The organism is Streptomyces aurantiacus (assembly GCF_027107535.1).
Classification (GTDB): domain Bacteria; phylum Actinomycetota; class Actinomycetes; order Streptomycetales; family Streptomycetaceae; genus Streptomyces.
On record NZ_CP114283.1, the window covers coordinates 2,603,093 to 2,630,089 of the forward strand.

Annotated in this window: 25 protein-coding genes; 14 read left to right on the plus strand and 11 right to left on the minus strand. The window is 71.8% G+C overall.

Going from position 1 to position 26,997, the window contains the following annotated elements; all coding sequences use genetic code 11:
* The first annotated feature begins 27 nt into the window (after window positions 1-27).
* From O1Q96_RS13230 to O1Q96_RS13250, 5 genes are all read left to right on the plus strand, one after another.
* Window positions 28-1,263: an MFS transporter gene (locus O1Q96_RS13230; RefSeq protein ID WP_269248363.1), complete on the plus strand. Its 1,236-nt coding sequence runs from the start codon at window positions 28-30 to the stop codon at window positions 1,261-1,263.
* 201 nt (window positions 1,264-1,464) lie between these two features.
* Window positions 1,465-2,811: an ABC transporter ATP-binding protein gene (locus tag O1Q96_RS13235; protein WP_269248364.1), complete on the plus strand. Its 1,347-nt coding sequence runs from the start codon at window positions 1,465-1,467 to the stop codon at window positions 2,809-2,811.
* Between the two features lie 20 nt (window positions 2,812-2,831).
* Complete coding sequence (locus tag O1Q96_RS13240) at window positions 2,832-3,293, plus strand: DUF3574 domain-containing protein (protein WP_269248365.1); 462 nt, start codon at window positions 2,832-2,834, stop codon at window positions 3,291-3,293.
* A gap of 148 nt (window positions 3,294-3,441) precedes the next feature.
* A complete protein-coding gene (locus O1Q96_RS13245; protein WP_269248366.1) occupies window positions 3,442-4,830 on the plus strand; it encodes an aldehyde dehydrogenase family protein in 1,389 nt (462 codons plus the stop codon).
* A gap of 13 nt (window positions 4,831-4,843) precedes the next feature.
* Window positions 4,844-5,950 (plus strand): Zn-dependent alcohol dehydrogenase, encoded by a 1,107-nt coding sequence (locus tag O1Q96_RS13250; protein WP_269248367.1) that lies wholly within the window; start codon window positions 4,844-4,846, stop codon window positions 5,948-5,950.
* Here the strand turns inward: O1Q96_RS13250 and O1Q96_RS13255 are convergent.
* The 3 genes from O1Q96_RS13255 to O1Q96_RS13265 all read right to left on the minus strand — a co-directional run bounded on the left by O1Q96_RS13255 (window position 5,947) and on the right by O1Q96_RS13265 (window position 8,696).
* Entirely contained in the window at window positions 5,947-6,945 is a 999-nt protein-coding gene (locus O1Q96_RS13255) for a DMT family transporter (protein WP_269253585.1), read from the minus strand. The two genes, O1Q96_RS13250 and O1Q96_RS13255, sit on opposite strands and share 4 nt — an antisense overlap.
* A 133-nt stretch (window positions 6,946-7,078) precedes the next feature.
* Window positions 7,079-7,813 (minus strand): ArsR/SmtB family transcription factor, encoded by a 735-nt coding sequence (locus tag O1Q96_RS13260; RefSeq protein ID WP_269248368.1) that lies wholly within the window; start codon window positions 7,811-7,813, stop codon window positions 7,079-7,081.
* A gap of 247 nt (window positions 7,814-8,060) precedes the next feature.
* Window positions 8,061-8,696: a TetR/AcrR family transcriptional regulator gene (locus O1Q96_RS13265; RefSeq protein ID WP_269248369.1), complete on the minus strand. Its 636-nt coding sequence runs from the start codon at window positions 8,694-8,696 to the stop codon at window positions 8,061-8,063.
* Window positions 8,697-8,799: 103 nt separating this feature from the next.
* On the opposite strand from O1Q96_RS13265, the gene O1Q96_RS13270 reads away from it, so the two are divergent.
* The 3 genes from O1Q96_RS13270 (at window position 8,800) to O1Q96_RS13280 (ending at window position 11,045) form a co-directional block, all read left to right on the plus strand.
* Window positions 8,800-9,951: an acyl-CoA dehydrogenase family protein gene (locus tag O1Q96_RS13270; RefSeq protein ID WP_269248370.1), complete on the plus strand. Its 1,152-nt coding sequence runs from the start codon at window positions 8,800-8,802 to the stop codon at window positions 9,949-9,951.
* A 60-nt stretch (window positions 9,952-10,011) separates the two neighbouring features.
* Window positions 10,012-10,299 (plus strand): YiaA/YiaB family inner membrane protein, encoded by a 288-nt coding sequence (locus tag O1Q96_RS13275; protein ID WP_269248371.1) that lies wholly within the window; start codon window positions 10,012-10,014, stop codon window positions 10,297-10,299.
* Window positions 10,300-10,418: 119 nt separating this feature from the next.
* Complete coding sequence (locus O1Q96_RS13280) at window positions 10,419-11,045, plus strand: TetR/AcrR family transcriptional regulator (RefSeq protein WP_217459312.1); 627 nt, start codon at window positions 10,419-10,421, stop codon at window positions 11,043-11,045.
* 107 nt (window positions 11,046-11,152) lie between these two features.
* Here O1Q96_RS13280 and O1Q96_RS13285 read toward each other — a convergent pair whose 3' ends face one another.
* Complete coding sequence (locus O1Q96_RS13285; protein ID WP_217455031.1) at window positions 11,153-11,614, minus strand: MaoC family dehydratase; 462 nt, start codon at window positions 11,612-11,614, stop codon at window positions 11,153-11,155.
* A gap of 122 nt (window positions 11,615-11,736) precedes the next feature.
* On the opposite strand from O1Q96_RS13285, the gene soxR reads away from it, so the two are divergent.
* A complete protein-coding gene (soxR, locus tag O1Q96_RS13290) occupies window positions 11,737-12,228 on the plus strand; it encodes a redox-sensitive transcriptional activator SoxR (RefSeq protein WP_269248372.1) in 492 nt (163 codons plus the stop codon).
* 43 nt (window positions 12,229-12,271) lie between these two features.
* On the opposite strand, the gene O1Q96_RS13295 is transcribed toward soxR, so the two are convergent.
* Window positions 12,272-13,339 (minus strand): RNA ligase (ATP), encoded by a 1,068-nt coding sequence (locus O1Q96_RS13295; RefSeq protein WP_269248373.1) that lies wholly within the window; start codon window positions 13,337-13,339, stop codon window positions 12,272-12,274.
* A 92-nt stretch (window positions 13,340-13,431) separates the two neighbouring features.
* Window positions 13,432-14,172 carry a 3-keto-5-aminohexanoate cleavage protein gene (locus O1Q96_RS13300; RefSeq protein ID WP_269248374.1) on the minus strand — a complete coding sequence of 247 codons (741 nt, stop codon included), beginning with the start codon at window positions 14,170-14,172 and terminating at the stop codon, window positions 13,432-13,434.
* Between the two features lie 53 nt (window positions 14,173-14,225).
* Here O1Q96_RS13300 and O1Q96_RS13305 point away from each other — a divergent pair, with 53 nt between their 5' ends.
* Window positions 14,226-14,744, plus strand: a complete 519-nt coding sequence (locus tag O1Q96_RS13305; RefSeq protein ID WP_269248375.1) for a hypothetical protein — start codon at window positions 14,226-14,228, stop codon at window positions 14,742-14,744.
* A 44-nt stretch (window positions 14,745-14,788) separates the two neighbouring features.
* Here the strand turns inward: O1Q96_RS13305 and O1Q96_RS13310 are convergent, their stop codons facing one another.
* Complete coding sequence (locus O1Q96_RS13310; protein ID WP_269248376.1) at window positions 14,789-15,397, minus strand: hypothetical protein; 609 nt, start codon at window positions 15,395-15,397, stop codon at window positions 14,789-14,791.
* 332 nt (window positions 15,398-15,729) lie between these two features.
* Between O1Q96_RS13310 and O1Q96_RS13315 the strand changes: the two genes are divergently transcribed.
* Window positions 15,730-18,519, plus strand: coding sequence for a penicillin acylase family protein (locus O1Q96_RS13315; protein ID WP_269248377.1), 2,790 nt, complete (start codon window positions 15,730-15,732; stop codon window positions 18,517-18,519).
* Window positions 18,520-18,538: 19 nt separating this feature from the next.
* On the opposite strand, the gene O1Q96_RS13320 is transcribed toward O1Q96_RS13315, so the two are convergent.
* Window positions 18,539-19,876: a serine-threonine protein kinase gene (locus tag O1Q96_RS13320; protein WP_269248378.1), complete on the minus strand. Its 1,338-nt coding sequence runs from the start codon at window positions 19,874-19,876 to the stop codon at window positions 18,539-18,541.
* Window positions 19,877-19,985: 109 nt separating this feature from the next.
* The gene (locus tag O1Q96_RS13325; protein ID WP_269248379.1) at window positions 19,986-21,236 is read right to left on the minus strand and encodes an exo-beta-N-acetylmuramidase NamZ family protein; all 1,251 of its coding nucleotides are present in this window, start codon (window positions 21,234-21,236) and stop codon (window positions 19,986-19,988) included.
* A 219-nt stretch (window positions 21,237-21,455) separates the two neighbouring features.
* Here O1Q96_RS13325 and O1Q96_RS13330 point away from each other — a divergent pair, with 219 nt between their 5' ends.
* Genes O1Q96_RS13330 through O1Q96_RS13340 form a run of 3 tightly spaced genes read left to right on the plus strand, consistent with a single transcriptional unit; the run spans window position 21,456 to window position 24,513 of the window.
* A complete protein-coding gene (locus tag O1Q96_RS13330) occupies window positions 21,456-22,211 on the plus strand; it encodes an SDR family oxidoreductase (RefSeq protein ID WP_419587044.1) in 756 nt (251 codons plus the stop codon).
* The gene (locus O1Q96_RS13335; RefSeq protein WP_269248380.1) at window positions 22,208-23,875 is read left to right on the plus strand and encodes a class I adenylate-forming enzyme family protein; all 1,668 of its coding nucleotides are present in this window, start codon (window positions 22,208-22,210) and stop codon (window positions 23,873-23,875) included. The genes O1Q96_RS13330 and O1Q96_RS13335 overlap by 4 nt, the downstream gene beginning before the upstream one ends.
* Before the next feature lie 44 nt (window positions 23,876-23,919).
* The gene (locus O1Q96_RS13340; RefSeq protein WP_217455021.1) at window positions 23,920-24,513 is read left to right on the plus strand and encodes a TetR/AcrR family transcriptional regulator; all 594 of its coding nucleotides are present in this window, start codon (window positions 23,920-23,922) and stop codon (window positions 24,511-24,513) included.
* Window positions 24,514-24,677: 164 nt separating this feature from the next.
* Here the strand turns inward: O1Q96_RS13340 and O1Q96_RS13345 are convergent, their stop codons facing one another.
* Window positions 24,678-25,910 (minus strand): acyl-CoA dehydrogenase family protein, encoded by a 1,233-nt coding sequence (locus O1Q96_RS13345; protein WP_269248381.1) that lies wholly within the window; start codon window positions 25,908-25,910, stop codon window positions 24,678-24,680.
* Between the two features lie 6 nt (window positions 25,911-25,916).
* A complete protein-coding gene (locus tag O1Q96_RS13350; protein ID WP_269248382.1) occupies window positions 25,917-26,939 on the minus strand; it encodes a phosphotransferase family protein in 1,023 nt (340 codons plus the stop codon).
* Window positions 26,940-26,997: the final 58 nt, after the last annotated feature.

Sequence of the window (26,997 nt, forward strand, 5' to 3'; positions counted from 1 at the left end):
CGACTTGATCCGATGGGAAGAGTCACTGTGAGGCCCGGTGGGAACCGCGGCTGGCTGCTCCGCCTCGTCATCGCCTTCAGCTTCGCGCAGGGGGCGGTGTCGATGGCGCGGCCCGCCGTCTCCTATCGGGCCCTCGCGCTGGGCGCCGACGAACGCGCGATCGGCGTGATCGCCGGGGTGTACGCACTGCTGCCGCTCTTCGCCGCCGTACCGCTCGGACGCCGGACCGACCACGGCCGGTGCGCCCCGCTGCTCCCGGTGGGCGTCGTCCTCATCGCCGGCGGCTGCGCCCTCAGCGGCCGGGCCGACTCCCTCGCCGCCATGGCGGCCTGGAGCGGGGTGATGGGCCTCGGCCACCTCTCGTTCGTGATCGGCGCCCAGTCGCTCGTGGCCCGCCAGTCCGCGCCCCACGAACAGGACCGCAACTTCGGCCACTTCACCATCGGAGCCTCGCTAGGCCAGCTCGTCGGACCGATCGCCGCGGGCGCCCTCATCGGCGGCCCCGACATGGCGGGCACCAGTGCCCTCGCCCTGCTGGTCGCGGGCGCGGTCGCCGCGGTCTCGTTCGTCTCGCTGTGGCGCATAGAGCACCGCACGCAGCCCAAGTCCCGTACCGGACAAGGCGATCGCGTCCCCGTGCACCGCATCCTGCGCACCCGGGGCGTGCCCGCGGGCATCTTCATCAGCCTCGCCGTGCTCTCCGCGACGGACATCCTCACCGCGTACCTGCCGGTGGTCGGTGAGCACCGGGGCATCGCGCCCTCCGTGATCGGCCTGCTGCTCAGCCTGCGTGCGGCGGCGACCATCGCCTGCCGCCTGGTGATGACCCCGATGCTGCGGCTGCTGGGCCGGGCCGCGCTGCTCACCACGACCTGCCTGCTGGCCGCCGTGCTGTGCGCCGGGATCGCGCTGCCCGTGCCGGTCTGGGGCCTCGCCGTGATCCTCGCGCTGCTCGGCTTCTGCCTCGGCGTGGGCCAGCCCCTGTCGATGACCACGGTCGTCCAGGCCGCACCGGACGAGGCGCGCTCCACGGCCCTCGCCCTGAGGCTGACCGGCAACCGGCTCGGCCAGGTCGCCGCGCCCGCCGCCGCGGGCCTGATCGCCGGAGTGGCGGGCGTGGCCGCGCCGTTCGTGATGCTGGGAGCGCTGCTGGTGATCGCCTCTGGGCTGGGGCTGCGGCAGGGCAGTACCGGCGCCGCGGGGGCCGGGCCGACGGAGCGTACGAGGCGTACGCCATCCGCACCAGAGCGTGAGAGACGCTGAACAGGCGTTCTTCGCACGGGAGTTGTCGGAACGGCGGGTTTCGCGCGGGGCGCCGTGCGCCGGCCGTCCGATCCCGCCGTGAGTCTTCCCCGGGATGTGTGCGGTCCGTTAGCTTCCGTGACTCATAGGTCTCGTACGACCCGCGCGAGACCTCCGACCGCGGGGCGCCGGCGCCCTGTGAGCCCCCGGGGGTCACGTCCCATGTCACGTGCCGTCTCCCTGCACCAGGTCAGCAAGTCCTACACGCCTGGCGTGCGGGTGGTGGAACGGCTGTCGCTCGACATCGCGCCGGGCGAGTTCCTGGTGCTGCTCGGGCCGTCCGGCTGCGGCAAGTCGACCGTGCTGAGGATGATCGCCGGACTGGAGGACCCCACCGAGGGAGAGGTACGCCTCGACGGGACGTACGCCAACCATCTCCCGCCCTCCGAACGGGACATGGCGATGGTCTTCCAGAACTTCGCGCTCTACCCGAGCATGACCGGCCGCGGGAACATCGGCTTCCCCCTCCGTATCGAGTCCCCCGGCCAGGACCCGCGCCCGCGCGTGGACGCCACGGCGCGCATGCTCGGCATCGAGGACCTTCTCGACCGCTTCCCCCATCAGCTCTCCGGCGGGGAACGCCAGCGCGTGGCGATGGGCAGGGCCATCGCCAGGCACCCCTCCGCCTTCCTGATGGACGAGCCGCTGGCCAATCTCGACACCAAACTCCGCAACCACCTGCGGGCCGAGATAGCCAGGCTCACCCGGGAGCTGGGCGTCACCACCGTGTACGTCACCCACGACCAGACGGAGGCGATGTCCCTCGGTGACCGGGTCGCCGTCCTGCGCGGCGGTGTCCTCCAGCAGCTCGGCACCCCGCGCGATGTCTACACGCTGCCGGAGAACGTCTTCGTCGCCGCCTTCGTCGGCACGCCCAGGATCAACCTGCTCCGGGGTGTCGTCCTCGCCCCGCTCGACGGCGCCATGTCGATCGGCCTCGGCCGCCAGGCCCTCGTCCTGCCCGAACCCCTCTGCCTGGACCACCAGTTGCTCCGGGTGCAGCAGGGCCGCGAGGTCATCGTCGGTCTGCGCTCCGAGGCGGTACGGATCGCCCGGCGGGCGGAGGCCCGGCCCGGCGAGGTGGCGATCAGCGGGCTGGTCGAGCATGTCGAGTTCCAGGGGCACGAGGTCCTCGTCCACTTCAACACCGGTTCGCGGCCCGCTCTCGTACCGGATCTGGAGGCGCCGCGTCCGGTGGCCGGCCCGTCCCGGCGCCGCCGTCGGGAGGGCGGTGTCCTCGGCCGGCTGCGGGGCCGGGCGGACGTACTGCGGGCCGGACCCGTCGTGGTCATGGACCACCCGGGCGACGCGGGGCCGGACCGGGCGGAACAGCAGCCGGCCGAGGGCCGGCCGCCGGGAGACCTCATCGTCCGTACGACCCCCGACCACACGCTCCGCCACGGAATGCAGGTCCCGCTCCTCGTGGACCTCGCCCATCTGTTCGTCTTCGACCAGCACGGCGTACGCATCTGCCCGGCCCCGGCGCGCCTGCCGGACCTGGACGAGTGAGTCCCGCTAGGCATACGTCCATGATCACGGACATCACCCGAACCCGCCTCGCCGCCGCGACCGCCTCCGCGCTGCTGTTCGCCGGAGCCCCGGCCGCGTACGCCACGCTCACCGAGGACCAGCCCCGGGAGGCCGCCCCGGCGGTCAGGGGCGCGGCGTACGTCGAGACGCGTCTGTTCTTCGGCACCGAGCGCCCCGACGGGGGCCCGGCCGTCACCGACCGGCAGTTCATGGACTTCGTCGACCGGAGGGTCACCCCGGCCTTCCCGGACGGGCTCACCGTGCAGGACGGGCGCGGTCAGTGGCGGGACAGGAACGGCGTCGTCGAGCGCGAGCGGTCGTACGAGCTGATCCTGCTGTATCCGGCCGGGCGGGCCCGGGCGGCCGACCCGCGGATCGAGCGGATCCGGAACGCGTACGAGCGCGAGTTCGCCCAGGAGTCCGTGGCCAGGCTGGACGAACCGACACACGCGGACTTCTGAGGTCCGGTTCCTCCCGGCCGGACCGGAGCCTGCGGCGTCCACCGCGGCGGCGCCTCTGGCGTGCAAAAACTAACACCGCTAGTTTGAGGTGCGGACGACGGCTAGGTTGGGGTGGCGGACGACGCCGCCCCACTCCCGGGAGGAACGCATGAAGGCACACGACGGCATGTACATCGACGGCGAATGGCGCCCGGCCGCCGGGGCGGACACGATCGCCGTCGTGAACCCGGCCGACGGGCAGGTCATCGGCCATGTCCCGGCGGGCACCGCCGAGGACGTCGACGCCGCCGTCCGGGCCGCCCGCGGGGCCTTCCCGGCCTGGGCCGCCACCCCGCCCGCCGAGCGCGCCGCGCGGATCGGCGCCCTCCGGGACGTCCTCGTCGCCCGCAAGGACGAGATCGCCGGGACGGTCACCGCCGAGCTCGGATCGCCGCTGAAGTTCTCCCAGGCGGTGCACGTGGGGGCGCCGGTCGCGGTCGCCGGTTCGTACGCCGAACTCGCCGCCTCGTACGCCTTCGAGGAGAAGGTCGGGAACTCGACCGTCTACCTGGAACCGGTCGGCGTCGTCGGAGCGATCACCCCCTGGAACTACCCGCTGCACCAGATCGTCGCCAAGGTCGCCCCGGCCCTCGCGGCGGGCTGCACGGTGGTGCTGAAGCCCGCCGAGGACACCCCGCTGACCGCGCAGCTCTTCGCTGAGGTGGTCCATGAGGCGGGTTTGCCGGCCGGTGTCTTCAACCTCGTCACCGGCCTCGGCCCGGTCGCGGGCCAGGCGCTCGCCGGGCACGAGGGCGTGGACCTCGTCTCCTTCACCGGCTCGACGGCCGTCGGCAGACGGATCGGCGCGACGGCGGGCGCGGCCGTCAAGCGGGTCGCGCTGGAACTGGGCGGCAAGTCCGCCAACGTCATCCTGCCGAGCGCCGACCTGGCCAAGGCGGTGAACGTCGGCGTCGCCAACGTGATGTCCAACTCCGGCCAGACGTGCAGCGCCTGGACCCGCATGCTGGTGCACACCTCGCAGTACGACGAGGCGGTCTCACTGGCCGCCGAAGCCGCCGCGAAGTACGGCGAGCGCATCGGACCCGTCGTCAGCGCCAAGCAGCAGCAGCGCGTGCGGGGTTACATCGAGAAGGGCGTCGCCGAGGGCGCACGTCTGGTCGCGGGCGGACCCGAAGCCCCGCAGGAACAGGGGTACTTCGTCAGCCCGACCGTCTTCGCGGACGTCACCCCGGAGATGACGATCGCCCAGGAGGAGATCTTCGGCCCGGTCCTGTCGGTCATCCGGTACGAGGACGAGGTGGACGCCCTGCGCATCGCCAACGGCACGGTGTACGGGCTCGCGGGCGCCGTCTGGGCCGGGGAGGAGGCGGAGGCGGTGGCCTTCGCGCGACGCCTGGACACCGGGCAGGTCGACATCAACGGCGGACGCTTCAACCCCCGGGCGCCCTTCGGCGGTTACAAGCAGTCGGGCGTCGGGCGCGAGCTCGGCTCGCACGGACTCTCCGAGTACCTCCAGACCAAGTCCCTCCAGTTCTAGGAGCGTTGTACGCATGGCCCGCAACAACGACACGGTTCGCGCCGCCGTCCTGCCCGCCGTCGGGGCCCCGCTGGAGGTCACCGGGATCGAGCTGCCGGAGCCCGGCCCCGGGCAGGTGCGGGTACGCCTCGCCGCCGCCGGGGTCTGCCACTCCGACCTGTCGCTGACCAACGGCACCATGCGGGTGCCGGTGCCCGCCGTCCTCGGGCACGAGGGGTCGGGGACCGTCGTCTCCGTCGGGCCCGGCGTCACGCATGTCGCCCCCGGGGACGGAGTCGTCCTCAACTGGGCTCCCTCCTGCGGAAGGTGTCACGCCTGCTCACTGGGGGAGGTGTGGCTGTGCGCCAACGCGCTGGTGGGGGCCGGGAACGTGTACGCGCGGCGCTCCTCCGACGGGACGGACCTGTACCCGGGTCTGAACGTCGCCGCGTTCGCGCAGGAGACGGTGGTGCCGGGTGCGTGCGTGCTGCCGGCGCCGGACGGGATCCCCCTGGCGGACGCGGCCCTGCTCGGCTGTGCCGTACTGACCGGTTACGGGGCGGTGCACCACTCGGCTCAGGTCCGCTCCGGTGAGACCGTGGCGGTGTTCGGTGTCGGCGGCGTGGGGCTCGCGGCTCTCCAGGCCGCCCGGATCGCCGGTGCCTCGACGATCGTGGCGGTCGACGTGTCACCGGAGAAGGAGGCCCTGGCGCGTGCGGCCGGAGCGACGGAGTACGTCGTCGCCTCGGACGCCACGGCTCGTGAGATCCGGGGGCTCACCGGAAAGCAGGGGGTGGACGTGGCCGTGGAGTGCGTGGGCCGTGCCGTGACGATCCGCGCCGCGTGGGAGTCCACACGTCGTGGTGGCCGGACGACGGTCGTCGGCATCGGCGGCAAGGACCAGCAGGTCTCCTTCAACGCGCTGGAGATCTTCCACTGGGGTCGCACGCTCTCCGGCTGCGTCTACGGCAACTCCGATCCTGCCCGTGACCTGCCGGTCCTCGCCGAGCACGTGCGGGCGGGACGGCTGGACCTGGGCGCCCTCGTCACGGAACGGATCGGCCTGGACGGCATCCCGGCGGCGTTCGAGAACATGCTGGCGGGCAAGGGCGGACGGGCGATGGTGATGTTCGCGGACTAGGCCTTCCCGGACTGCGGCTCAGGGCGCGTTTCAGGGTGTGTCTCCGGGCCGGCCTCCGCAGCCGCGCCGACGGCAGTGGCGGGAGCCGCTGTCCCTGCCGTCGCCGCGCCCCGGGGGCCCGACCGCGACACCGCCACCCCCGCGAGGCACACCAGCCCGCCGCCCAGAGTGATCCACCCCGGCACCTCGTCGAGCGCCGCCCAGGACATCAGCACCACCAGCGCGGGTACCGCGTACGTGGTGGCCCCCATCCGCCCGGCCGTCGTGCGGGCCAGCGCGAACGCCCAGGTGGTGAAGGCGAGAGCGGTCGGGAAGACGCCCAGATACAGCATGTTGAGGGTCGCGGACAGCGGGGCGTCCCGGGCGTCGGAGACCAACTGCCCGGCGAAGGGCAGACAGGCCACCGCGCCGATCACACACCCGTACGTCGTCACCTGGAGCGCGGAGCCGTGCCGCAGGGCCGGCTTCTGGGCGACCACACCGCCCGCGTAGGCGACCGCGGCGAGCAGACAGAGCAGCACGCCGACCACGGAGGCGCTGCCCTCGCCCGACATGGACAGTCCGACGACCGCCGCGCCCGCGAAGGAGACGGCCATCCCGGCGAGCAGCCGCTGCGGCAGCCCTTCCTTGAGCAGCCAGCCCGCGAGGAGGGCCATGATCAGTGGTCCGACGTTCACCACCAGGGCGGCGGTCCCGGCGTCGACCTTCTGCTCACCCCAGTTGAGCACCACCATGTACAGCCCGAACCAGAGCAGCCCGGACACCACGATGCCCGGCCAGGCCGCCCGCGCGGGCAGTCCCTCCCGGCGTATCAGGCAGATCACTCCGAGGACCAGCGCCCCGGGGAGCAGGCGTCCCAGGGCCAGTGCGCCCGGCGCGTACGCCTCGCCCGCACTGCGGATGGACACGAAGGCGGAGGCCCACAGCAGCACGGTGACCGTGGCCGCCGCGGCGGCGAGCAGTTCGGTACGACGGGCGGGCGCAGCAGAGTTCATCACGGTCCAGAGGCTAGGCGGGAGACGGTCGAAGGGCTCGCGATTTTCGGACGGGCTCTGTGCCGGGCCCAGGGCCCCGGGGCCCGGCACTCGGCGTCGGCCGTTCGGCGACAGGGGTTACGGACGCGGCGGGTCAGCGCAGTGCCTCCGGCCGGATCCCCAGCAGCTCCGCGAGCATCCGCTCGCCTCGGTCCGTGACCTTCACGGCCCGCTCGGAGCCGATGCGTACGCACCACCCCGCGTCCAGGGCGTGCCGGCACAGCGCGGCTCCCGCGGTCCCCGCGAGATGAGGACGCCGTTCCGTCCAGTCCAGGCAGGCCCGGGCGAGCGGGCGCCGGCCGGTGCGTACGAGAGGGACGCCCAGGTTGCCGAACCAGCTCACCCCCTCGTCGGTGAGCGCGAACCCGGTGTCCTGGCGCAGCAGGCCGAGCCCGGTGAGCGCGTCGGTGACCGCGATGCCGAGACGGCCGGCCAGATGGTCGTAGCAGGTACGGCCGCGAGCCATCGCGCTGCCGGCGCCGGCCTCGCGCAGGGTGTGCGGCCGTGCGGTCGCCGTCGGCGTCACCTGCGCGGCGAGGTCCTCGACGAGCTGGGCGACCCGGGCGTCGGCCAGCCGTACGTATCGGTGCCGCCCCTGCCGCTCCTCGGTCAGCAGCCCGCCCGCGACCAGCTTGCCCAGGTGTTCGCTGGCCGTGGACGCGGCGACCCCGGCGTGCCGCGCCAGTTCCCCGGCGGTCCACGCCCGCCCGTCGAGCAGCACCAGCAGGAACGCGGCCCGCGTCTCGTCGGCGACCAGGGAGGCAAGGGCGGCGAGCCCCGCGGCACCGGCGCGCGCGGCCCGCGCACGCCCCGTACGTGAGGAGGACATGCACCCAGCATGCACGCCCCACACTTCGCCGCACACCGAAAGATGCCCGCACCACCGAAGTGCCCCACAGGGGCGCGGGGAACGGCGCGCCAAGCCCACACGGTCCGCAGCCGTCGAACGACCGCACCACCGGAGCGTCTTCAAGGGGCGCGGGGAACTGCGCAACAGGCACCGACCGCCCCGCAGCCGCAGAACCCCACTACCGCAGAACCCCACTACCGCAGAACCCCACCACCGCAGAACCCCGCTACGCGCGGAGCGCCTCGTACTGCTGGGCCAAGCCGTCCAGCAACGCTCTGAGCCCCGTCTCGAACGCCCGCTCGTCGATCTTCTCCTGCTGCTCGGCGAGGAGATGGGCCTGCCCGAGATGCGGATAGTCGGCGGGATCGTACGCCGTCTCGTCGTCCACGAAGCCCCCGGCGAACGAACCGAGCGCGGACCCCATCACGAAGTACCGCATCAGCGCGCCGATGGACGTGGCCTGCGCGGGCGGCCACCCCGCCGCGACCATCGCACCGAAGACGGCGTCCGCGAGCCGCAGTCCGGCCGGGCGGCGCCCGGGCCCGCGGGCGAGCACCGGGACGATGTTCGGGTGGTCGCGCAGGGCCGCCCGGTAGGAGACGGCCCAGTCGTGCAGCGCGGTACGCCAGTCCCGGCCGTCGTCGAACATCGACAGGTCGACCTGCGCGCTCACGGAGTCCGCGACGGCCTCCAGGATCTGGTCCTTCGTGCGGAAGTGGTTGTAGAGGGACGGCCCGCTCACTCCCAGCTCCGCCGCCAGCCGGCGGGTCGACACCGCGGCGAGGCCCTCGGCGTCCACCAGCGTCCGTGCCGCCCCGACGATGCGGTCGGTGCTGAGGAGGGGCTTGCGCGGTCGGGCCATGGCGCACATAGTAGGGCTGCGAAACAGAAACTAGCAGTGCTAATTTAAAGTCGCGGCTTTCACGCCACGGCCTTCACGTGGCCTTCGACCGGGAGGACTCGGCATGAACCTGGAGCTCAGCGAGGAGCAGACCGCCGTCCGACGGCTGGCCAGGGACTTCGTCGAGCGGGAGATCACGCCGAACGTGATCGCCTGGGACCGGGCGGAGGAGGTCGACCGCTCGCTCGTCAAGAAGCTCGGCGACGTCGGCTTCCTCGGCCTCACCGTCGACGAGGAGTACGGCGGCTCCGGCGGCGACCACCTCGCGTACTGCCTGGTGACGGAGGAGCTGGGCCGCGGCGACTCCTCGGTCCGCGGCATCGTCTCGGTCTCGCTCGGGCTCGTCGCCAAGACCGTCGCGTCCTGGGGGAGCGAGGAGCAGAAGCGGCAGTGGCTGCCGGGCCTGACCTCCGGCGCGTACGTCGGCTGCTTCGGGCTCACGGAACCGGGCACCGGCTCCGACGCGGGCAGCCTCTCGACCAGGGCCCTGCGCGACGGCGACGAGTACGTGATCAACGGCAGCAAGATGTTCATCACCAACGGCACCTGGGCGGACGTCGTACTGCTCTTCGCCCGCTCGACCGACGCCCCCGGCCACAAGGGCGTCTCCGCCTTCCTCGTGCCCGCCGACACCCCCGGGCTGACCCGCCGCACCGTCCACGGCAAGCTCGGACTACGGGGCCAGGCCACCGCCGAACTGACCCTGGAGGACGTGCGTGTGCCGGCCTCGGCGATGCTCGGCCCCGAGGGGAAGGGCTTCACCGTCGCCATGTCCGCACTGGCCAAGGGCCGGATGTCGGTGGCGGCCGGCTGTGTGGGGATCGCCCAGGCCGCGCTGGAGGCCGCTGTGACCTACGCGACCGAGCGCGAGCAGTTCGGGAAGACCATCGCCCACCACCAGCTCGTCCAGGAACTGATCAGCGACATCGCCGTGGACGTGGACGCGGCACGGCTGCTCACCTGGCGCGTCGCCGATCTCGTCGACCGTGGCGAGCCGTTCGCCACCGAGTCCTCGAAGGCCAAGCTCTTCGCCTCGGAGGCCGCGGTGCGCGCCGCGAACAACGCGCTCCAGGTCTTCGGCGGCTACGGCTACATCGACGAGTACCCGGTCGGCAAGCTGCTGCGCGACGCCCGGGTCATGACGCTCTACGAGGGCACCAGCCAGATACAGAAGCTGCTCATCGGGCGGGCGCTGACAGGCGTGTCGGCTTTCTGAGTACGGCGACTGAGTACGCGGGCGGATGTGCCGTCGGCCACTCCCGCCGACCCTGGTCACATGAGTGAGACACCGGTCAAGCAGCAGTCCACCGCCGCCTTCTACGGCCAGGCGGTCGCCTCCTTCGGCGTCGCAGCCGTCGCCACCGCCCTCGGCATTTTCCGGCTGGAGGCCGACACCTGGGTGCGCGCCTTCCTGGGAATCGCCGTGCTGTACCTCGTCACCTCGGCGTTCACCCTCGCCAAGGTGATCCGGGACCGGCAGGAGGCCGGGCACATCGTCAGCCGTGTCGACCAGGCCCGCCTGGAGAAGCTCCTCGCCGAGCACGACCCCTACGAGAAGCTGTGACCTCCGCGCGGCCACCAGGCCCCGAGGCCGCTTCCCACCGCTCTGAGCGGGCAGTCTAAGCGCTCGCTCAGTATCGGAGGTATGGTGTTCGTCCTGTCACTGGAAGGGGCGAACGAGCGATGAGTACGGCGGAGGAGACGGCCGGCGGCGAGATGCAGCCGTGGGCCGAGGTCACCCCTGACGCGGCCCGGCGGCTGCTCGTCGCCGCCGTGGAGGCCTTCGCCGAGCGCGGGTACCACGCGACGACGACCCGCGACATCGCGGGCCGGGCGGGGATGAGCCCGGCCGCGCTCTACATCCACTACAAGACCAAGGAAGAGCTGCTCCACCGGATCAGCAGGATCGGCCACGAGAAGGCCCTCGACATCCTGCGGACGGCGGCCGGCCGCCCCGGCAGCCCGGCCGAGCGGCTCGCCGACGCCGTGAGCTCCTTCGTCCGCTGGCACGCCGGCGGACGTACCACCGCGCGGGTCGTCCAGTACGAACTGGACTCGCTCGGCGCGGACGCCCGCGCGGAGATCATCGCCCTGCGCCGCCAGGTCGACGCCGAGGTGCGCGGCATCATCCAGGACGGCGTGGCGGCCGGCGACTTCGACGTCCCCGACGTCCCGGGCACGACCCTCGCGGTCCTGTCCCTGTGCATCGACGTGGCCCGCTGGTTCAACGTGAACGGCTCGCGGACGCCTGAGGACGTGGGCACCCTGTACGCGGACCTGGTGCTGAGGATGGTCGGCGCAAGGAGCTAGTGCCGCGGCAGGCAACGTCCGCCGGGCGCGCGGGACCGAACCGGCGTGCGGCTCCGCCGCCCGGGCGCGACCGGCGGTGACGGTCCCGCGGTTCGTCCCCGGCCGGGTCAGAAGTAGTAGCGGGAGACCGATTCGGCCGCACAGACCGGCTTGTCGCCCCCCTCGCGCTCCACGGTGAAGCCGACGGACACCTGGACGCCGCCCGGCACCTCGTCGACGCCCGTGATCTTCGCCGTGGCGCGCAGCCGCGAGCCCACCGGGACCGGGGCGGGGAAACGCACCTTGTTCGTGCCGTAGTTGACGCCCATCCTGACGCCCTCGACCTTGATCAGCTGAGGTCCGAAGAGCGGCAGCAGCGACAACGTGAGGTAGCCATGAGCGATCGTCGTCCCGAAGGGGCCCGCCGCGGCCTTCTCCGGGTCCACATGGATCCACTGGTGATCGCCCGTCGCCTCGGCGAACAGGTCGATCCGCTTCTGGTCGACCTCCAGCCAGTCGCTGTGCCCCAACTGCTCGCCCACCGCCGCCTTCAGTTCGTCGGCGGACGTGAAGATCCTCGGCTCTGCCATGTTCCCGGCCTCTCGCGTCGCTGTGTCTCGGAGCACCATGTCTAAGCAACTGCTTAGCATGGTCGCGGAGGAGTCCCCTGTCAACGGACCGGAAGCCTGACGGGCTGGGTAGGGTTCGGGGGATGCCCCAGATTCCCGAGAAGATCCACGAGCTCACGGTCGGCCAGCTGTCGGCCCGCAGCGGAGCCGCCGTCTCGGCCCTGCACTTCTACGAGTCCAAGGGCCTGATCAACAGCCGCCGCACCGCGGGCAACCAGCGCCGCTACCACCGTGACGCCCTGCGCCGGGTCGCTTTCGTACGAGCCGCGCAGCGCGTCGGCATCCCGCTGGCCACGATCCGCGACGCCCTCGCCGAACTGCCGGAGGAACGCACGCCGACCCGCGAGGACTGGGCCCGTCTCTCCGAGGCCTGGCGCTCCGAACTCGACGAGCGGATAAAGCAGTTGGGCCGCCTGCGGGATCACCTCACCGACTGCATCGGCTGCGGCTGCCTCTCCCTGGAGACCTGCGTGCTGTCCAACCCCGACGACGTCTTCGGCGAGCGGCAGAGCGGCTCCCGCCTCATGGTGGAGCGCGGCGGTCGGCGCGGGAACAGGACGCAGGAGAAGGAGTAAGGACCCCGGGAACCGCCGCTGAGACAGCCCCCGGGTGCCCCGCTCACTCGTACTCCGTGCCGCCCTTGCGCGTCAGGTACGCGGGACTGACCGCCTTGGCGACGGCCCGGCCGCCCGTCACCGGGCTGTACCGCTCGGTGGCCGACCGGATCACGACCCCCTCGCGCAGATGGAGCCCCTGCCCCGAGACCGTCTCGCGCCCGGAGGCGAACTCCAGCACCCGGCCGATGTCGTACGGGCCCTCGTGCAGCCGTGGTACGAGCGGCAGCTCGCCGGTGAGCAGCTCCGCGGCGTCCAGCCAGCGGACCTCGCCGTCGATCTCCGCGGACACGTCGAACACCGCGTACCCGAGCGTCTCGCGGCGGCCGTCGGCGCCGTACGTCAGATCCTGCACGCCCGCCCCGTACACCTCGCCGAAGATGCCGACCCGGCGCGCCCCGAGCCGCTCGGCGAGCCGGTCCGCGGCCTGCGCGACCGCGTGGCCGTGGACGGCGCGCCAGTACAGATTGCGCGGGTCCTCCTTCAGTGCCAGGTACTTGGCGCCGAAGCCCTTCGAGGAGACCTGGACGCGGCCGTCCCCGGCGAAGTACGTGAGCAGGCAGGCCGAGCCGTGCAGTTTCTCGGTCAGGACCACGTCCTCGCCCGGAGTGAAGATGTCCGGATACCGCTGGATGTTCTCGATGTCGACCCAGGGCAGCAGGTCGGGAGCCGCCTCCACGTCGCCGTTCATGGTCGGCGGGATGGGCGGCACCCATTTCGTGACGCCGAGCCGCTCCGCGAAGTCCGTGCCCTCGGCCGCGGCCCGGGCGAGGTCGACACCGGCCAGCGCCTTCGGCCGGCAGACGATCCCCTGCGACAGCTCGCCGCGCAGCCGGACCGCCTTCACCCGGTCCGAGCGACTGCCCGCGAGGCGCCCGGTCAGCCCCAGCTCCTCGATCAGCTCCTCCGGCAGCACGGACTGCTCAGGGATGTAGACGGCGCTCTCACCGGTGCGGTACGCCCCCTTGGCGACCACGGCACGGTACAGGCCCACCTGGGCCAGCTCGAGCGCGTCGGCGTTCGGATGCTCGTGGACGGTCAGCACTTCGGCGGTGACGCGCAGCGTCGACATGGCGGGGCTCCTCGGGTCCTCAGGGCGGTGTCATCGCCTCCAACTGTCCGGACGGTAAAGGGGTGGAGCGACAGATTTTGGGGCTGCTACGGTCACGGCCGCCGATCGGAGGACTGTGCCGCGGACCTGTACTGGACCAGGGCCTCCGTCACCAACTGGGCGTTCGAAACGGCCCGTTGCCCGTCGGGCAGGACCAGGGTGTCCTCCAGGCCGATGCGCGTCGCCAGGCCGAGACGCGCGGCGAGACGCAGTACGGGCCAGGCGCCGCCCTCCTCCCCGTGCAGCAGGACGGGGCGGCCGTGAGCCGTGCCGAGGGCGGCCAGCAGCTCCCCGGCCGAGGCCACGGCCGAGCCGGGGCCGGGGTCGGTCACCTCCGCCAGGACGCGCAGCACCCGCGGCCCGAGCGGTGACGCCGCGAACCGCGCGGCCGCGTCCGTGCCGGACCAGATGCCCGCCTCCACGCCCACGCCCCGCTCCAGCAGCGCCGCGGCCACCTTCTCCGCCCCCGGCTCGTGCCAGTTGACCGAAGCGTGGTCCGGCAGGACGGTCCACTCATGGACGCGCGCGACCCGGGCCGCCGGGTCGGGCTCGGCCCAGGCGCCGGTCGTCACCCCGACGGGGACGCCGGTCCGGGAACGAATCTCCTCCAGCGTCGCCGCAACCGCTTTCGCCGACAGAGTGTCCTGTCCACAGGGAGACTTGGGATGCACATGGATGTCCGACGCCCCGGCCGCGACGGCCTCCGCCGCGGAGCCGGCCATGGCTCCCGGCGACAGCGGCACGAGCGCGCCGTCGCCGGACCCGCGCCCCCCGTTCACACACACCTGCACCATGCCCCGATGGTGCCAGACGCCACCGACAGTCCCAGCCCAAGGAGGAACCGGCGATGAGCCTGGCGATCTGCTCACTCAAGTGGGAAGCCGCGCACACGGGGGCGCAGAAGATCACGTACGACAGCGACGGGTACCACCTCGTGCGGTTCCCGTACGTCACGGGGGAGGAGCAGTACGACCCCTGGGACATGCACGACCCGGCGAAGGGCGGCGACGCACCGTCGGTCTTCCCGGACGCCCGCTCGGGCCTGATCTGGCCCAGTCATGACGGCTGGGGCGTCCTGTCCGCGATGGTCTTCTGGACGGCCGACTCCGTCGGTCTCGAGTACCGGGCACGCTTCGTCCGGGACCCGCTGAACCTCTCGACGGGCTACGACTCCACGGCGACGACCGACATCGGACCCACCCGCGGCGGCCAGTACCGCACCTACATGTGGCAGATGTTCGTCCACCCGCAGACGCCGCTCGGGCTGAAGATCTCCGTGCGCGGCAAGGGGGACACGAAGATCCGCTCACGGCTGATGCTCGCCGAGTTCAAGCTCGCCATCCACACGGACGTGAAGACGCCCTAGCCGCTCGCGGGGGCGCGGCTCCGGCAGGCGCACCCCCGCCACCGCTAGCTCGCGGCCGCCATGAGCAGTCGTCCCCGCCTGCAGTCCGCCAGTGCCTCGGGGGTGAGGACCGGTCGGGGCACCACGATGCCGCACGCCGTGCAGACCGGGCCCGAGGACGGTTCGTGGGCCAGGTCGTATTTCCAGGTGAGGCGCTCGCCCGTGCAGACCGGGCAGGCGGAGCCCGGCTCGCGCTCCAGGGCGGCGATCAGCCGGCGCAGCACCTCGGCCATCGGCTCATGGGGGTGGACCCGCGGGTCGTCGCACCAGGCGACCCCGAAGCCGCCCCAGGTGAGCCGGTGCCAGTCGTCCACGCTGCCGGGGCTGCGCAGACCGTCGTGCTTCTCCTTCTTGCGGCGCTGGGCGAATCCGGCCTCGTAGGCGAGCCAGACGGAGCGGGCCTCCTCCAGTTCGTCCAGTGCGGCCACGAGCCGCGCTGGATCGGGGGACCGGTCCTCGGGGCCGAAGCCGGCCCGGGAGCACAGATGGTCCCAGGTCGCCCGGTGACCGTAAGGAGCGAACCGCTCAAGGCACTTGCGCAGTGAATAGCGCCGCAGTGCCAGATCGCTCCTCGGGTCGCGCACCTGTCTCGCCAGACTCCGGAAACCCGCCATCGCCCTGCACCTCCGTCACACCTGCACCTGTACTTCGGTCACTTCGGCGTCGTCGTCCTGAGGACGTCGCCGAATAGACGTATCGACACGCGATTCGGCTCCATCTGTTTTTCGACGACCCCCGCAAAGCCGCCAATCGGCTGACATTCGGCCATCCGCAAGGCGGTTGTCGGTCGTCTGCCCTGTGCTTTCCGGCCGTCGGCCGGCTGCGGTCGGCGGTCCGTGGGAGCTTCTTCGGCCCCTCCGGCGCCAAAAGTGACGCATGTTCATCTTCAAACTCGGGGATACCGGCGGTAACATCCCGGGCCACCCCCCGTCGCGAGGAGCCAGCCATGCCCCGGCGTACCCCACGCACCATCCTCGACAGACTGAGAACTCCCCGCAGATTCCCCAAGTTCCTCATGGGCGCTTCCATATGCGTCCTCGTCGCCGGTCTTTTGTCACCGCTTTCCCAGGCGGCCGCCGCCGACACCACCGTCCTGGCCGCCGACGACCACTGCGGCGGCCAGTGTTCCGACATCCTCCCGGCGGGCCAGAACGGGAACGCCACCCTCGCCCAGATCCTCCTGAACCAGGCCTTCGGCAGTCAGCCCGCACACGCGGACGACCAGCTCGCGCCCTATGGCAACCTCGCCTCGGGCTACTCCGGCCTCACCGACGCCAAGATCAACGACTTCTTCCGGGACGCCTCGTTCGGGGTCCCCGCCGACCAGGTCGAGTCGACCCTGAAGCCGGCCGGCCGCACCGATGTCACGATCGTCCGCGACAAGAAGACCGGTGTGCCGCACATCACAGGCACCACCCGCTACGGAACCGAGTTCGGCGCCGGATACGCGGCCGCCCAGGACCGGCTCTGGCTGATGGACGTCTTCCGGCACGTCGGACGCGGCAAACTGACCCCCTTCGCGGGCGGAGCCCCCTCCAACCAGGGCCTGGAGCAGGAGTTCTGGCGCCACGCCCCCTACACCGAGGCCGACCTGCAGGCGCAGATCGACAGCGCCGTCGCCACGAACGGCGCCCGCGGCCAGCAGGCCCTCGCCGACGTCAAGGCCTACATCGCCGGCATCAACGCCTACATCGACGCCTCCGAGAGCGGCCGCTACTTCCCCGGCGAGTACGTCCTGACCGGCCACAAGGACTCCGTCACCAACGCCGGGACCATCGAGAAGTTCAAGGAGACCGACCTGGTCGCCCTCGCCTCGGTCATCGGCGCGCTCTTCGGCTCAGGAGGCGGCGGCGAGGTCAACAACGCCATCTCGCTCCTCGCCGCCCAGTCCAAGTACGGCGTCGAGGAGGGCACCAAGGTCTGGGAGTCCTTCCGCGAACGCAACGACCCCGAGGCCGTCCTCACCCTCCACAACGGCGAGAGCTTCCCGTACGCGACCAAGCCGAGCAGCCCGCAGGGCGAGGCCCTCCCCGACGCCGGCTCGGTCGCCGGCGAGCCGCTCGTCCACGACCGCACCGGCAGCGCGGCCACGTCCACGGCCACGAAGACCTCGGCCGCGGCGACCGCCGGCGCCCTCGGCTCGGCGAAGCGCGGCATGTCCAACGCCCTCGTCGTCAGCGGCAAGCACACCGCGAGCGGCAACCCCATCGCCGTCTTCGGTCCCCAGACCGGCTACTTCGCGCCCCAGCTGCTCATGCTCCAGGAGATCCAGGGCCCCGGTCTCAGCGCCCGCGGCGCCTCCTTCGCCGGACTGAGCATGTACGTCGAACTCGGCCGCGGCCAGGACTACGCGTGGAGCGCCACGACCTCCGGCCAGGACATCATCGACACCTACGCGGTCGAGCTGTGCCAGGACGACACCCACTACCTCCACCGCGGCACCTGCACCCCCATGGAGAAGATCGAGCAGACCAACGCCTGGAAGCCCACCACGGCCGACGGCACCGCGGCCGGCTCGTACCGCATGCAGGTCTGGCGGACGAAGTACGGCCCGGTGACGCACCGCGCCACGGTCGGCGGCAAGAAGGTCGCGTACACCACCCTGCGCTCCTCCTACATGCACGAGGCCGACTCGATCATCGGCTTCCAGATGCTCAACGACCCGGACTACGTGAAGAGCCCGCAGACCTTCCAGTCGGCGGTGCAGCACATCAACTACACCTTCAACTGGTTCTACGCCGACTCGAAGCACACCGCGTACTACAACAGCGGTGACAACCCGGTGCGTGCCACCGGCGTCGACGCCGAGTTCCCGGTCTGGGCGCGGCCGGCGTACGAGTGGAAGAACTGGACGCCCACCACGAACACCGCCGACTACACCCCGGCGTCCGCCCACCCCCACTCCATCGACCAAGACTACTACATCTCCTGGAACAACAAGCAGGCCAAGGACTACACCACGGCTTCCTGGGGCAACGGCTCCGTGCACCGCGGCAACCTCCTGGAGGACCGGGTGAAGAAGCTGGTCACCGCGGGCGGCGTGACCAGGGCCTCGCTCACCAAGGCGATGGCCGACGCCGCACTGGCCGACCTGCGCGCCGAGGACGTCCTGCCCGAACTGCTGAAGGTCGTCAAGAGCTCGCCGGTCACCGACCCGGCGGCCGCGGCGGCCGTGACCAGGCTGTCCGACTGGGTGACGGCCGGCGCCAAGCGCAAGGAGAGCTCGGCCGGCTCGAAGGCGTACGCCAACGCCGAGGCGATCCGCATCCTGGACGCCTGGTGGCCGCTGCTGGTGAAGGCCGAGTTCGAACCAGGCCTCGGCAGCGACCTCTACACCGCCATGACGAACAACCTCCCGGTGGACGAGGCACCGTCGGCCGGACACGGGCCCACCGGCTCGCACGCCGGAAGCTCCTTCCAGTACGGCTGGTGGAGCTACGTCCACAAGGACATCCGGGCCGTGCTCGGCGAGTCCGTGCAGGGCGGCCTCGCCAAGCCGTACTGCGGCAACGGCAGCCTCAGCGCCTGCCGGGACATCCTGGTCGCCACCCTCAAGACGGCGGCCGGCCGCACCGCGGCCCAGGTCTACCCCGGCGACGAGCTCTGCTCGGCGGGCGACCAGTGGTGCGCCGACTCGGTCAACCAGCGGACGCTGGGCGGCATCAAGCACAACAAGATCAGCTGGCAGAACCGGCCGACCTACCAGCAGGTCGTGGAGTTCCCCTCGCACCGGTGACGTGAGTACGGGCGGCGGGTCAGCGGATGCGGCCCGCCGCCAGTACCACCTGGGCCAGTTCCCGGTGGCAGATGTCGCTGTGGGCGCCCGACGGGCGGCCGCCGCGTCGCACCACCGCGGACGCGTCGATGTTCACGCAACCCGACTCGGGCAGCCGCTGCCGCAGCGCGTCGGCGAGCGTGAACGTCTTCGTCCCCGGCACGGCCTGCACCCCGTCGTGGCCGAGCGCGCCCCACCGGGGTCCCAGGAGACGGGGCAGCGCGAGGTCGGTCGCCGTCCGGGCGTCACCCGCGGTCCGGGAGGCCAGCGGGTAGATCGTGCCGAGCGCCGAGTCGAAGCGGGAGAAGCAGCAGACCAACGGGCCGTCGATACGGTTCTGCCGGCCGTGCAGCACACCGCTGTCCCGCACGTCGTGCGGGAGCCGCGCCGCGAACGCGTAGTGCGAGAAGGCCGCTTGGAGCAGGGTCACGGACTTCACGGTCCGCACTCCCTTGGGCAGCCCGCGCAGCGCGAACGACACCAGACGCCCCCCGAAGCTGTGCCCCACAAGGTGCACACGCAGCCCGGGTGCCACCTGAGCGAGCCGCCCGAGCATCCGGCCGAGCCCCCGCTCGCCGACCGTGCCCGCGCGCCGCTTCATCGCGAAGTACGTGGCCTGGCGCAGGAGTTCGTGCGCGCCGTCCCATGCCCGCGGCGGCCCGAACGCGGCCCGGACACCCTCGCCGGGCACCTCGGCCTCGGCGCCCGCTTCGTCCTCCGCGAGGGCCCGCGCGAACCCGCGGCACAGCTCCGCCGTGTTCCCGAGGAGCATCTCCGGGGCGCTCCGCGGTCCCGCCTCCGTCAGCGTGTCCGCGGCGAACACCGCACCCGGCGCCTCCGGCCGCAGCTCGATCAGCAGCCGCACCAGCCGCCCGTACTCCTCCAACGAGGCGTCGCCCTCCGGCTGTTGGTCGAGCATCCGGGAGATCTGGTCGACCAGCGTGGCCCGGCCGGGAAGGACCGACAGCAGGGCGCCGCGCGTGCCCTTGTCCAGTACCGGACCGCCGGACACCGCGGTCGCGGACTGCTCGAAGTCGGGGATCGGTTCGTCGGCGAAGCGCATCGAAGGCCACATCACGCCCACGTACCCGAGGCGGGCGTTCGGCGAGAGGGCGGGGATCGGCGCGAAGAAGCGGCCGTAGAGGCGGGTCGCGCCGGAGCGGTCGTTGTTCCAGCCGTGCGCGAACACGATCAGGTCCTTGACGCCCCGCTCCACCACCTCCCGCAGCAGCCGGTCGCGCTGCCCGCCGTTCACATCTCCGTCCGCGTCGAACGTCAGCTCCCAGTAAGGAGCCACGCCCACTTCAGGATCCGCCATGACGAGCCCCCTTCGGCATCCGCAGCCCGTGCGATGTGCACGCATCGTCCCGCCGACAGGGGGAGTTGGCCAGAGGGCGCGTCCGGGCTGACCAGCCCGAACTCACGTCTCAGCGGTAGAGGAGGTACTCCTTGCGTACGCGCCGGAAGGCGGCCAGGTCGTCCTGCCAACCCGCCACGACCTCGTCGGTCGTCGCACCCGCGTCGATCATCGTGCGCACCCGGGTGGAGCCCGTCAGCTTGTCGATCCAGTTGTCGGGGCGCCAGGCGAAGCCGCTCCAGGCCTTCTTGGCGGTCACCAGCAGCGCGATCCCGGTGCGCACGGGCTCGAACGCGGCCCGGTCGTGGACGTGGATCTGTACGCCGCCGACCGTCTTCCCCTGGAACTTGGAGAAGGTGGGCGCGAAGTACGCCTCCCTGAAATGCACACCGGGCAGGCCGAGTTGTCCGGCCTCCGCGGCCCACCGCCGGTCCACGCCCTCCGCGCCGAGCAACTCGAACGGGCGGGTCGTGCCGCGCCCCTCCGACAGGTTCGTCCCCTCGAAGAGGCACGTGCCCGAGTACACGAGTGCCGTGTCGGGCGTCGGCATGTTCGGACTCGGTGGCACCCACGGCAGACCCGAGGTGTCGTAGAAGTCCGACCGCTGCCAGCCCGACATCCGCACGGTGTCCAGGGGCACCGGCGCCGCGAGGAACTCCCCGTTGAACAGCCGCGCCAGCTCCGCGACCGTCATCCCGTGCGCCTGCGAGATCGGCTCCCGGCCCACGAACGTCGCGAACTCCTTGTGCAGTACGGGCCCCTGCGCGCTGCGGCCGGTCACCGGGTTCGGCCGGTCGAGCACCACGAAGCGCTTGCCCGCGAGCCGGGCCGCCTCCATGCAGTCGTAGAGGGTCCAGATGTAGGTGTAGAAGCGGGCGCCCACGTCCTGGATGTCGAAGACGACCGTGTCCACACCCGAGGCCGTGAAGATGTCGGCCAGCGGCTGTCCGCTCTTGAGATACGTGTCGTAGACCGGGAGCCCGGTCGCCGGGTCGTCGTGGCGGCCCTCGGAGCCGCCCGCCTGCGCGGTGCCGCGGAAGCCGTGTTCGGGGCCGAAGACCGCCGCCAGGTTCACCCGGTCGTCGGCGTGCATGACGTCGACGATGTGGCGGGCGTCCCTGGTGACGCCCGTCGGGTTCGTCACGATGCCGACCCGTTCGCCGTCGAGGAGGGCGTAGCCGTCCGCGGCCAGGCGTTCGAAGCCGGTGTGCAGGCGCTTGCCGCCCGGTCGTGCCGGGGCGGCCGCGGCGGGCGGGCCCGCCGAGAGCGCGGCCGTGGCGGTCGTCGCGGCGAGGAGAGTGCGTCTGGACAGGCGGCGCATGGGTGAACCTCCGTGTTCTCGGCAGGTCGGCACAAGCACGCTAAGCGCTTGCGCCGGTTGTTCGTAAGCCACGCGTCGGCGTGTGGCTCGTCGCGCCCACGCGGCGGAGCCGCACACCGATGCTGCCCGCGCCCCTTTCGAGCCGCATACCGACCGGTTAGTCTGATGGCTGAGCGGAGCCGATTCTCGTCGTGTCGAAGGGGACCGATCGTGGGAGCCATGCAGGATGCCGGAGTGGTCGTCACCGGAGCGGGCGGGGGGATCGGGGCCGCGCTGGCCCGTCGGTTCGCCGCCGAAGGGGCCCGGGTCGTCGTCAACGACCTGGACGGGGTGAAGGCCGCGGCGGTCGCCGAGGAGATCGGCGGGATCGCGGTTCCCGGCGACGCCTCCGCGATCGTGGCCGAGGCCCGGGACGCCCTCGGCGGCAGGGTCGACGTCTACTGCGCCAACGCCGGACTGGCCTCCGGCGGCTCGGAAGCGGCTCCCGAGAGGGTCTGGGAGCTCGCCTGGGACGTGAACGTGATGGCGCACGTCCGGGCGGCCCACGAGCTGCTCCCCGCCTGGCTGGAGCGCGGCAGCGGCCGTTTCGTCTCCACCGTCTCGGCGGCCGGCCTGCTCACCATGGTCGGCGCGGCCCCGTACAGCGTCACCAAGCACGGGGCGTACGCCTTCGCCGAGTGGCTGTCCCTCACGTACCGCCACCGCGGCCTGAGGGTCCACGCGATCTGTCCGCAGGGCGTCCGCACCGACATGCTCGCGGGCACCGGCAGCGCGGGTGACCTCGTCCTCAAGCCCACCGCCATCGAGCCCGAGGCCGTCGCGGACGCCCTCTTCAAGGGAATCGCGGAGGACCGCTTCCTGATCCTTCCGCACCCCGAGGTCGCCGAGTACTACCGGGCCCGGGCCGCCGACCCCGACCGCTGGCTGACGAACATGAACCACATCCAGCAGAAGTGGGAGGCGGACGGCCGGTGACCCCCTCCCTGTACGCGGCCCAGCCGTGGCGCGCGCTCCTGAACGACGCCCAGCGCGGGCCGGTCAGCCCCGACGACTCCGTGGTGCACGCGCTGCGCCGGGCCGTCGCCGGCACCCCGGACCGCACCTTCCTCACCTACTTCGACGGACGCCTGAGCTACCGCGAGACCGACGAGCTGAGCGACTCCGTCGCCGGGCATCTCGCCGCCCGCGGACTCGGGCGCGGCGACCGGGTCGCCGTCCTGCTGCAGAACTCCCCGCTCTTCGTGATCGCCGTGCTGGGCGCCTGGAAGGCCGGGGCGACCGTCCTGCCCGTCAACCCCATGTACAAGTCCGGGGAGGTCGCCCACGTCCTGCGGGACGGCGAGGTCGCCGCGCTGATCTGCTCCGACCTGGCCTGGGAGTCGTACCTGCGCGGGACGGCCGCCGACTCGCCCGTGCGCATCGTGCTGACCGGCTGCGAGCTGGACTTCCAGACGCGCGGCGACGCGCGCGTGCTGACCTTCGAGCGGCTGCCGCAGGCACCCGACGCCGACGACCTGGTGACCGTCGCCAGGGCGGGCCACCGGGCCCCGGCGGGCCGTGACCCGGGCCCGTCGGACTTCGCGCTGATCAGCTACACCTCGGGCACCAGCGGCGCCCCCAAGGGGGCCACCAACACCCACGGCAACATCATGTACAACGCCGAGCGCCAGCGGACGGGCCTCGCCCTGCCCGAGGCGCCCGTGTACTTCGCGATGGCGCCGCTGTTCCACATCACCGGCATGGTCTGCCAGTTCGCCGCGTGCCTCAACAGCGGGGGCACGCTCGTCCTCGCGTACCGCTTCGAGGCGGGAGCCGTCCTCGACGCGTTCGCCGAGCACCGGCCCCACTACACGGTCGGCCCCTCGACCGCCTTCATGGCGCTGGCCGCGCACCCGTCGGCGACGCCGGACCACTTCTCGTCCTTCGTGAACATCTCCTCGGGCGGCGCCCCCGTGCCGCCCGCACTCGTCGAGAAGTTCCGGGCGGGCTTCGGCCCGTACATCCGCAACGGCTACGGACTCACCGAGTGCACCGCGCCCTGTGCCTCCGTGCCGCCCGGCCGGGAAGCCCCCGTCGACCCGGTCTCCGGGACGCTCGCCGTCGGCCTGCCGGGACCCGACACGGTCGTACGCATCGTCGACGACCAGGGTCAGGAGGTCCCCTTCGGCGAGCAGGGCGAGATCCTCGTACGGGGCCCGCAGGTCGTGCCCGGCTACTGGCGGCGGCCCGAGGCCACCGCGGAGACCTTCCCGGACGGCGAGCTGCGCACCGGTGACATCGGGTTCATGGACGCGGACGGCTGGCTCTACGTGGTCGACCGCAAGAAGGACATGATCAACGCGTCCGGTTTCAAGGTGTGGCCGCGCGAGGTCGAGGACGTCCTCTACACCCATCCGGCCGTGCGTGAGGCGGCCGTCGTCGGGGTGCCCGACGGGTATCGCGGCGAGACCGTCAAGGCGTACATCAGCCTCCGTCCGGGCGCGGAGGAGGACCCGGCCGCGCTCGCCGCGTACTGCAAGGAGAGACTGGCCGCCTACAAGTACCCGCGGCAGGTCGAGATCCTGCCCGACTTGCCCAAGACGGCAAGTGGGAAGATCCTCCGTCGGGAGCTGCGTTCCCGGCCGCACGACGGTCAGTAGACAACGCGAAGAACAACACAAGAACTGGAAGGCAGGTGGCGGCAGTGCCCAGGACGACGGACGGGGACGGCACGCCCGTTCCGCGGCGGCTGCTGGCAGCCGCCACCCGGCTCTTCGCCGAGCGCGGCTACGACCGCACCTCGGTCCAGGAGATCGTCGAGGCGGCCGGTGTCACCAAGGGTGCGCTGTACCACTACTTCGGGTCCAAGGACGATCTCCTGCACGAGGTGTACGCACGGGTGCTGCGGGTGCAGCAGGAGCGGCTCGACGCCTTCGCGGGCGCCGACGCGCCGGTGGAGGAGCGGCTGCGGGGGGCCGCCGCCGATGTCGTCGTCACGACGATCGACAACCTCGACGACGCGTCGATCTTCTTCCGCTCGATGCATCATCTGAGCCCCGAGAAGAACAAGCAGGTGCGTGCCGAGCGGCGGCGCTACCACGAGCGCTTCCGTGCGCTGATCGAGGAGGGGCAGGAGTCGGGGGTGTTCTCGAAGAAGACGCCGGCCGACCTCGTCGTGGACTACCACTTCGGCTCCGTGCACCATCTGTCGACGTGGTACCGGCCCGACGGACCGCTCACCCAGCAGCAGGTCGCCGACCACCTGGCGGACCTCCTGCTGCGGGCACTGCGGCCGTAGGCCGCCGGGGGTTCGTCCCGCCCCGCCGCTCCTGCCCTGGCCGGACGGGCCGGATTCTCGGCCCGCCCGGCGTTCGAGGACCGGGGGTTCGGGGACGGAGCCCCCGAGGACGGGAAGCGCAGGGGCGGCGGGGGCGAAGCCGTCGGCCCCGCCGCACCGGTGGGTCAGACGTACTTCTTGATCTCGTGGCGGGCCAGCGAGCGCTGATGCACCTCGTCCGGGCCGTCGGCCAGCTTCAGGGTGCGCGCGCCGGCCCACAGCTCGGCCAGCGGGAAGTCCTGGCTGACTCCGCCCGCGCCGTGCAGCTGGATCGCCTTGTCGATGATGTCGACGACGGTACGAGGCGTGGCGATCTTGATCGCCTGGATCTCCGTGTGCGCACCCTTGTTGCCGACGGTGTCCATCATCCAGGCCGTCTTGAGGACCAGCAGTCGCAGCTGCTCGACCGCCACCCGCGCGTCGGCGATCCAGTTGTGGACGACCCCCTGCTGGGCCAGCGACTTGCCGAAGGCCTCACGGGAGACGGCCCGTCGGCACATCAGCTCGATCGCCCGCTCGGCCATGCCGATGAGCCGCATGCAGTGGTGGATACGGCCGGGGCCGAGCCGCGCCTGGGCGATGGCGAAACCGCCGCCCTCCTCGCCGATGAGGTTCGTGACCGGGACGCGCGCACCGTGGAAGACGACCTCGGCGTGCCCTCCGTGGGAGTGGTCCTCGTAGCCGTAGACCTGCATCGCGCGCTTGACCTCGACGCCGGGGGTGTCGCGGGGCACCAGGACCATCGACTGCTGACGGCGGATGTCGGACCCGTCCGGGTCCGTCTTGCCCATCACGATGAAGATCTTGCAGTCGGGGTTCATCGCCCCGGAGATGTACCACTTGCGGCCTGTGACGACGTACTCGTCCGTGCCCGTCGTGGCGTCGGTGGACCGCTCTATCAGCGTGGTGATGTTGGTGGCGTCGGAGGAGGCCACCTCGGGCTCGGTCATCGCGAACGCCGAACGGATCTCACCGGCGAGCAGCGGCTCCAGCCACTGCTTGCGCTGCTGCTCGTCGCCGAACTGGGTGAGCACCTCCATGTTGCCGGTGTCGGGTGCCGCGCAGTTCAGTGCGGTGGGCGCCAACTGCGGGGACCGGCCGGTGATTTCGGCGAGGGGCGCGTACTGGAGGTTGGTCAGCCCGGCCCCGTACTCGGAGTCGGGGAGGAAGAGGTTCCACAGGCCCTGTCGGCGGGCCTCGGCCTTCAACTCCTGGACCACGGCCGGGGTGTCCCACGGAGAGGCGAGCCGCTCGCGCTGCTCGTGCGCGACCGCCTCCGCCGGATAGACGTACTCGTCCATGAAGGCGAGCAGCCTGGCCCGCAGTTCCTCGGTGCGTGCGTCGTATGCGAAGTCCATGGCCGGTCAGCCTTCCTGAAGAGTGGTCAGGCCGTGCTCGATGAACACGGGGACCAGGTCGCCGATGCGGTCGAAGCCCGCGCCGACGGTCTGGCCGAGCGTGTAGCGGTAGTGGATGCCCTCCAGGATCACGGCGAGCTTGAACCACGCGAACGCCGTGTACCAGGCGACGGCGGACACGTCGCGCCCCGAGCGCGCGGCGTACCGCTCGATCAGCTCGGCCGGCTCCGGGTGCCCGGCGGCCGTGGCGGTCGTGGAGACGGGCGAGTCGGGCAGCCCCAGCGGCATGCTGTACATGACCAGCAGGCCCAGGTCGGTGAGCGGATCGCCCAGCGTGGACATCTCCCAGTCGAGGATCGCCTTGATCTCGTCGTCCTCGCCGATCAGCACGTTGTCGAGGCGGTAGTCGCCGTGCACCACGGTGGCCGTGGGGGAGTGCGGCAGGTCGCGCCCCAGTGCCGCGTGCAGCTCGTCGATCCCGGCCAGCTCACGGTTGCGGGAGGCGTCCAACTGCTTGCCCCAGCGCCGCAGTTGCCGGTCGAGGAAGCCCTCGGGCCGGCCGAAGTCGGCGAGGCCCACCTCGGCGGGGTCCACCGCGTGCAGTTCGACCAGCGTGTCGACGAGCCCCAGCACCGCGCCGCGTGTGCGCTCCGGGCCGAGCGGCGCGAGCTGCTCGGCGGTCCGGTAGGGCGTGCCCTCCACGAAGTCCATGACGTAGAAGGGCGCGCCCAGCACGTCCACGTCCTCGCACAGCAGGCGCGTACGCGGCACGGGCACGGCCGTCGGGTGCAGCGCGCTGATCACCCGGTGCTCGCGCTTCATGTCGTGCGCGGTCGCCAGTACGTGGCCCAGCGGCGGCCGCCGTACGACCCACTTGGCGGTGCCGTCCGTCACCGCGTACGTGAGGTTCGACCGTCCGCCCTCGATCAGCCGGCCGGTCAGGGGGCCGTGGACCAGCCCGGGCCGCTCGCCGTCGAGCAGGCGGCGCAGCCGGTCGAGATCGAGACCCGGCGGGTGGTCTGCGCTCATCGTGTTTCCTCCGTACACCGGACATCAGGGCTCCCCATATGATGCCGACCGGTCGGTA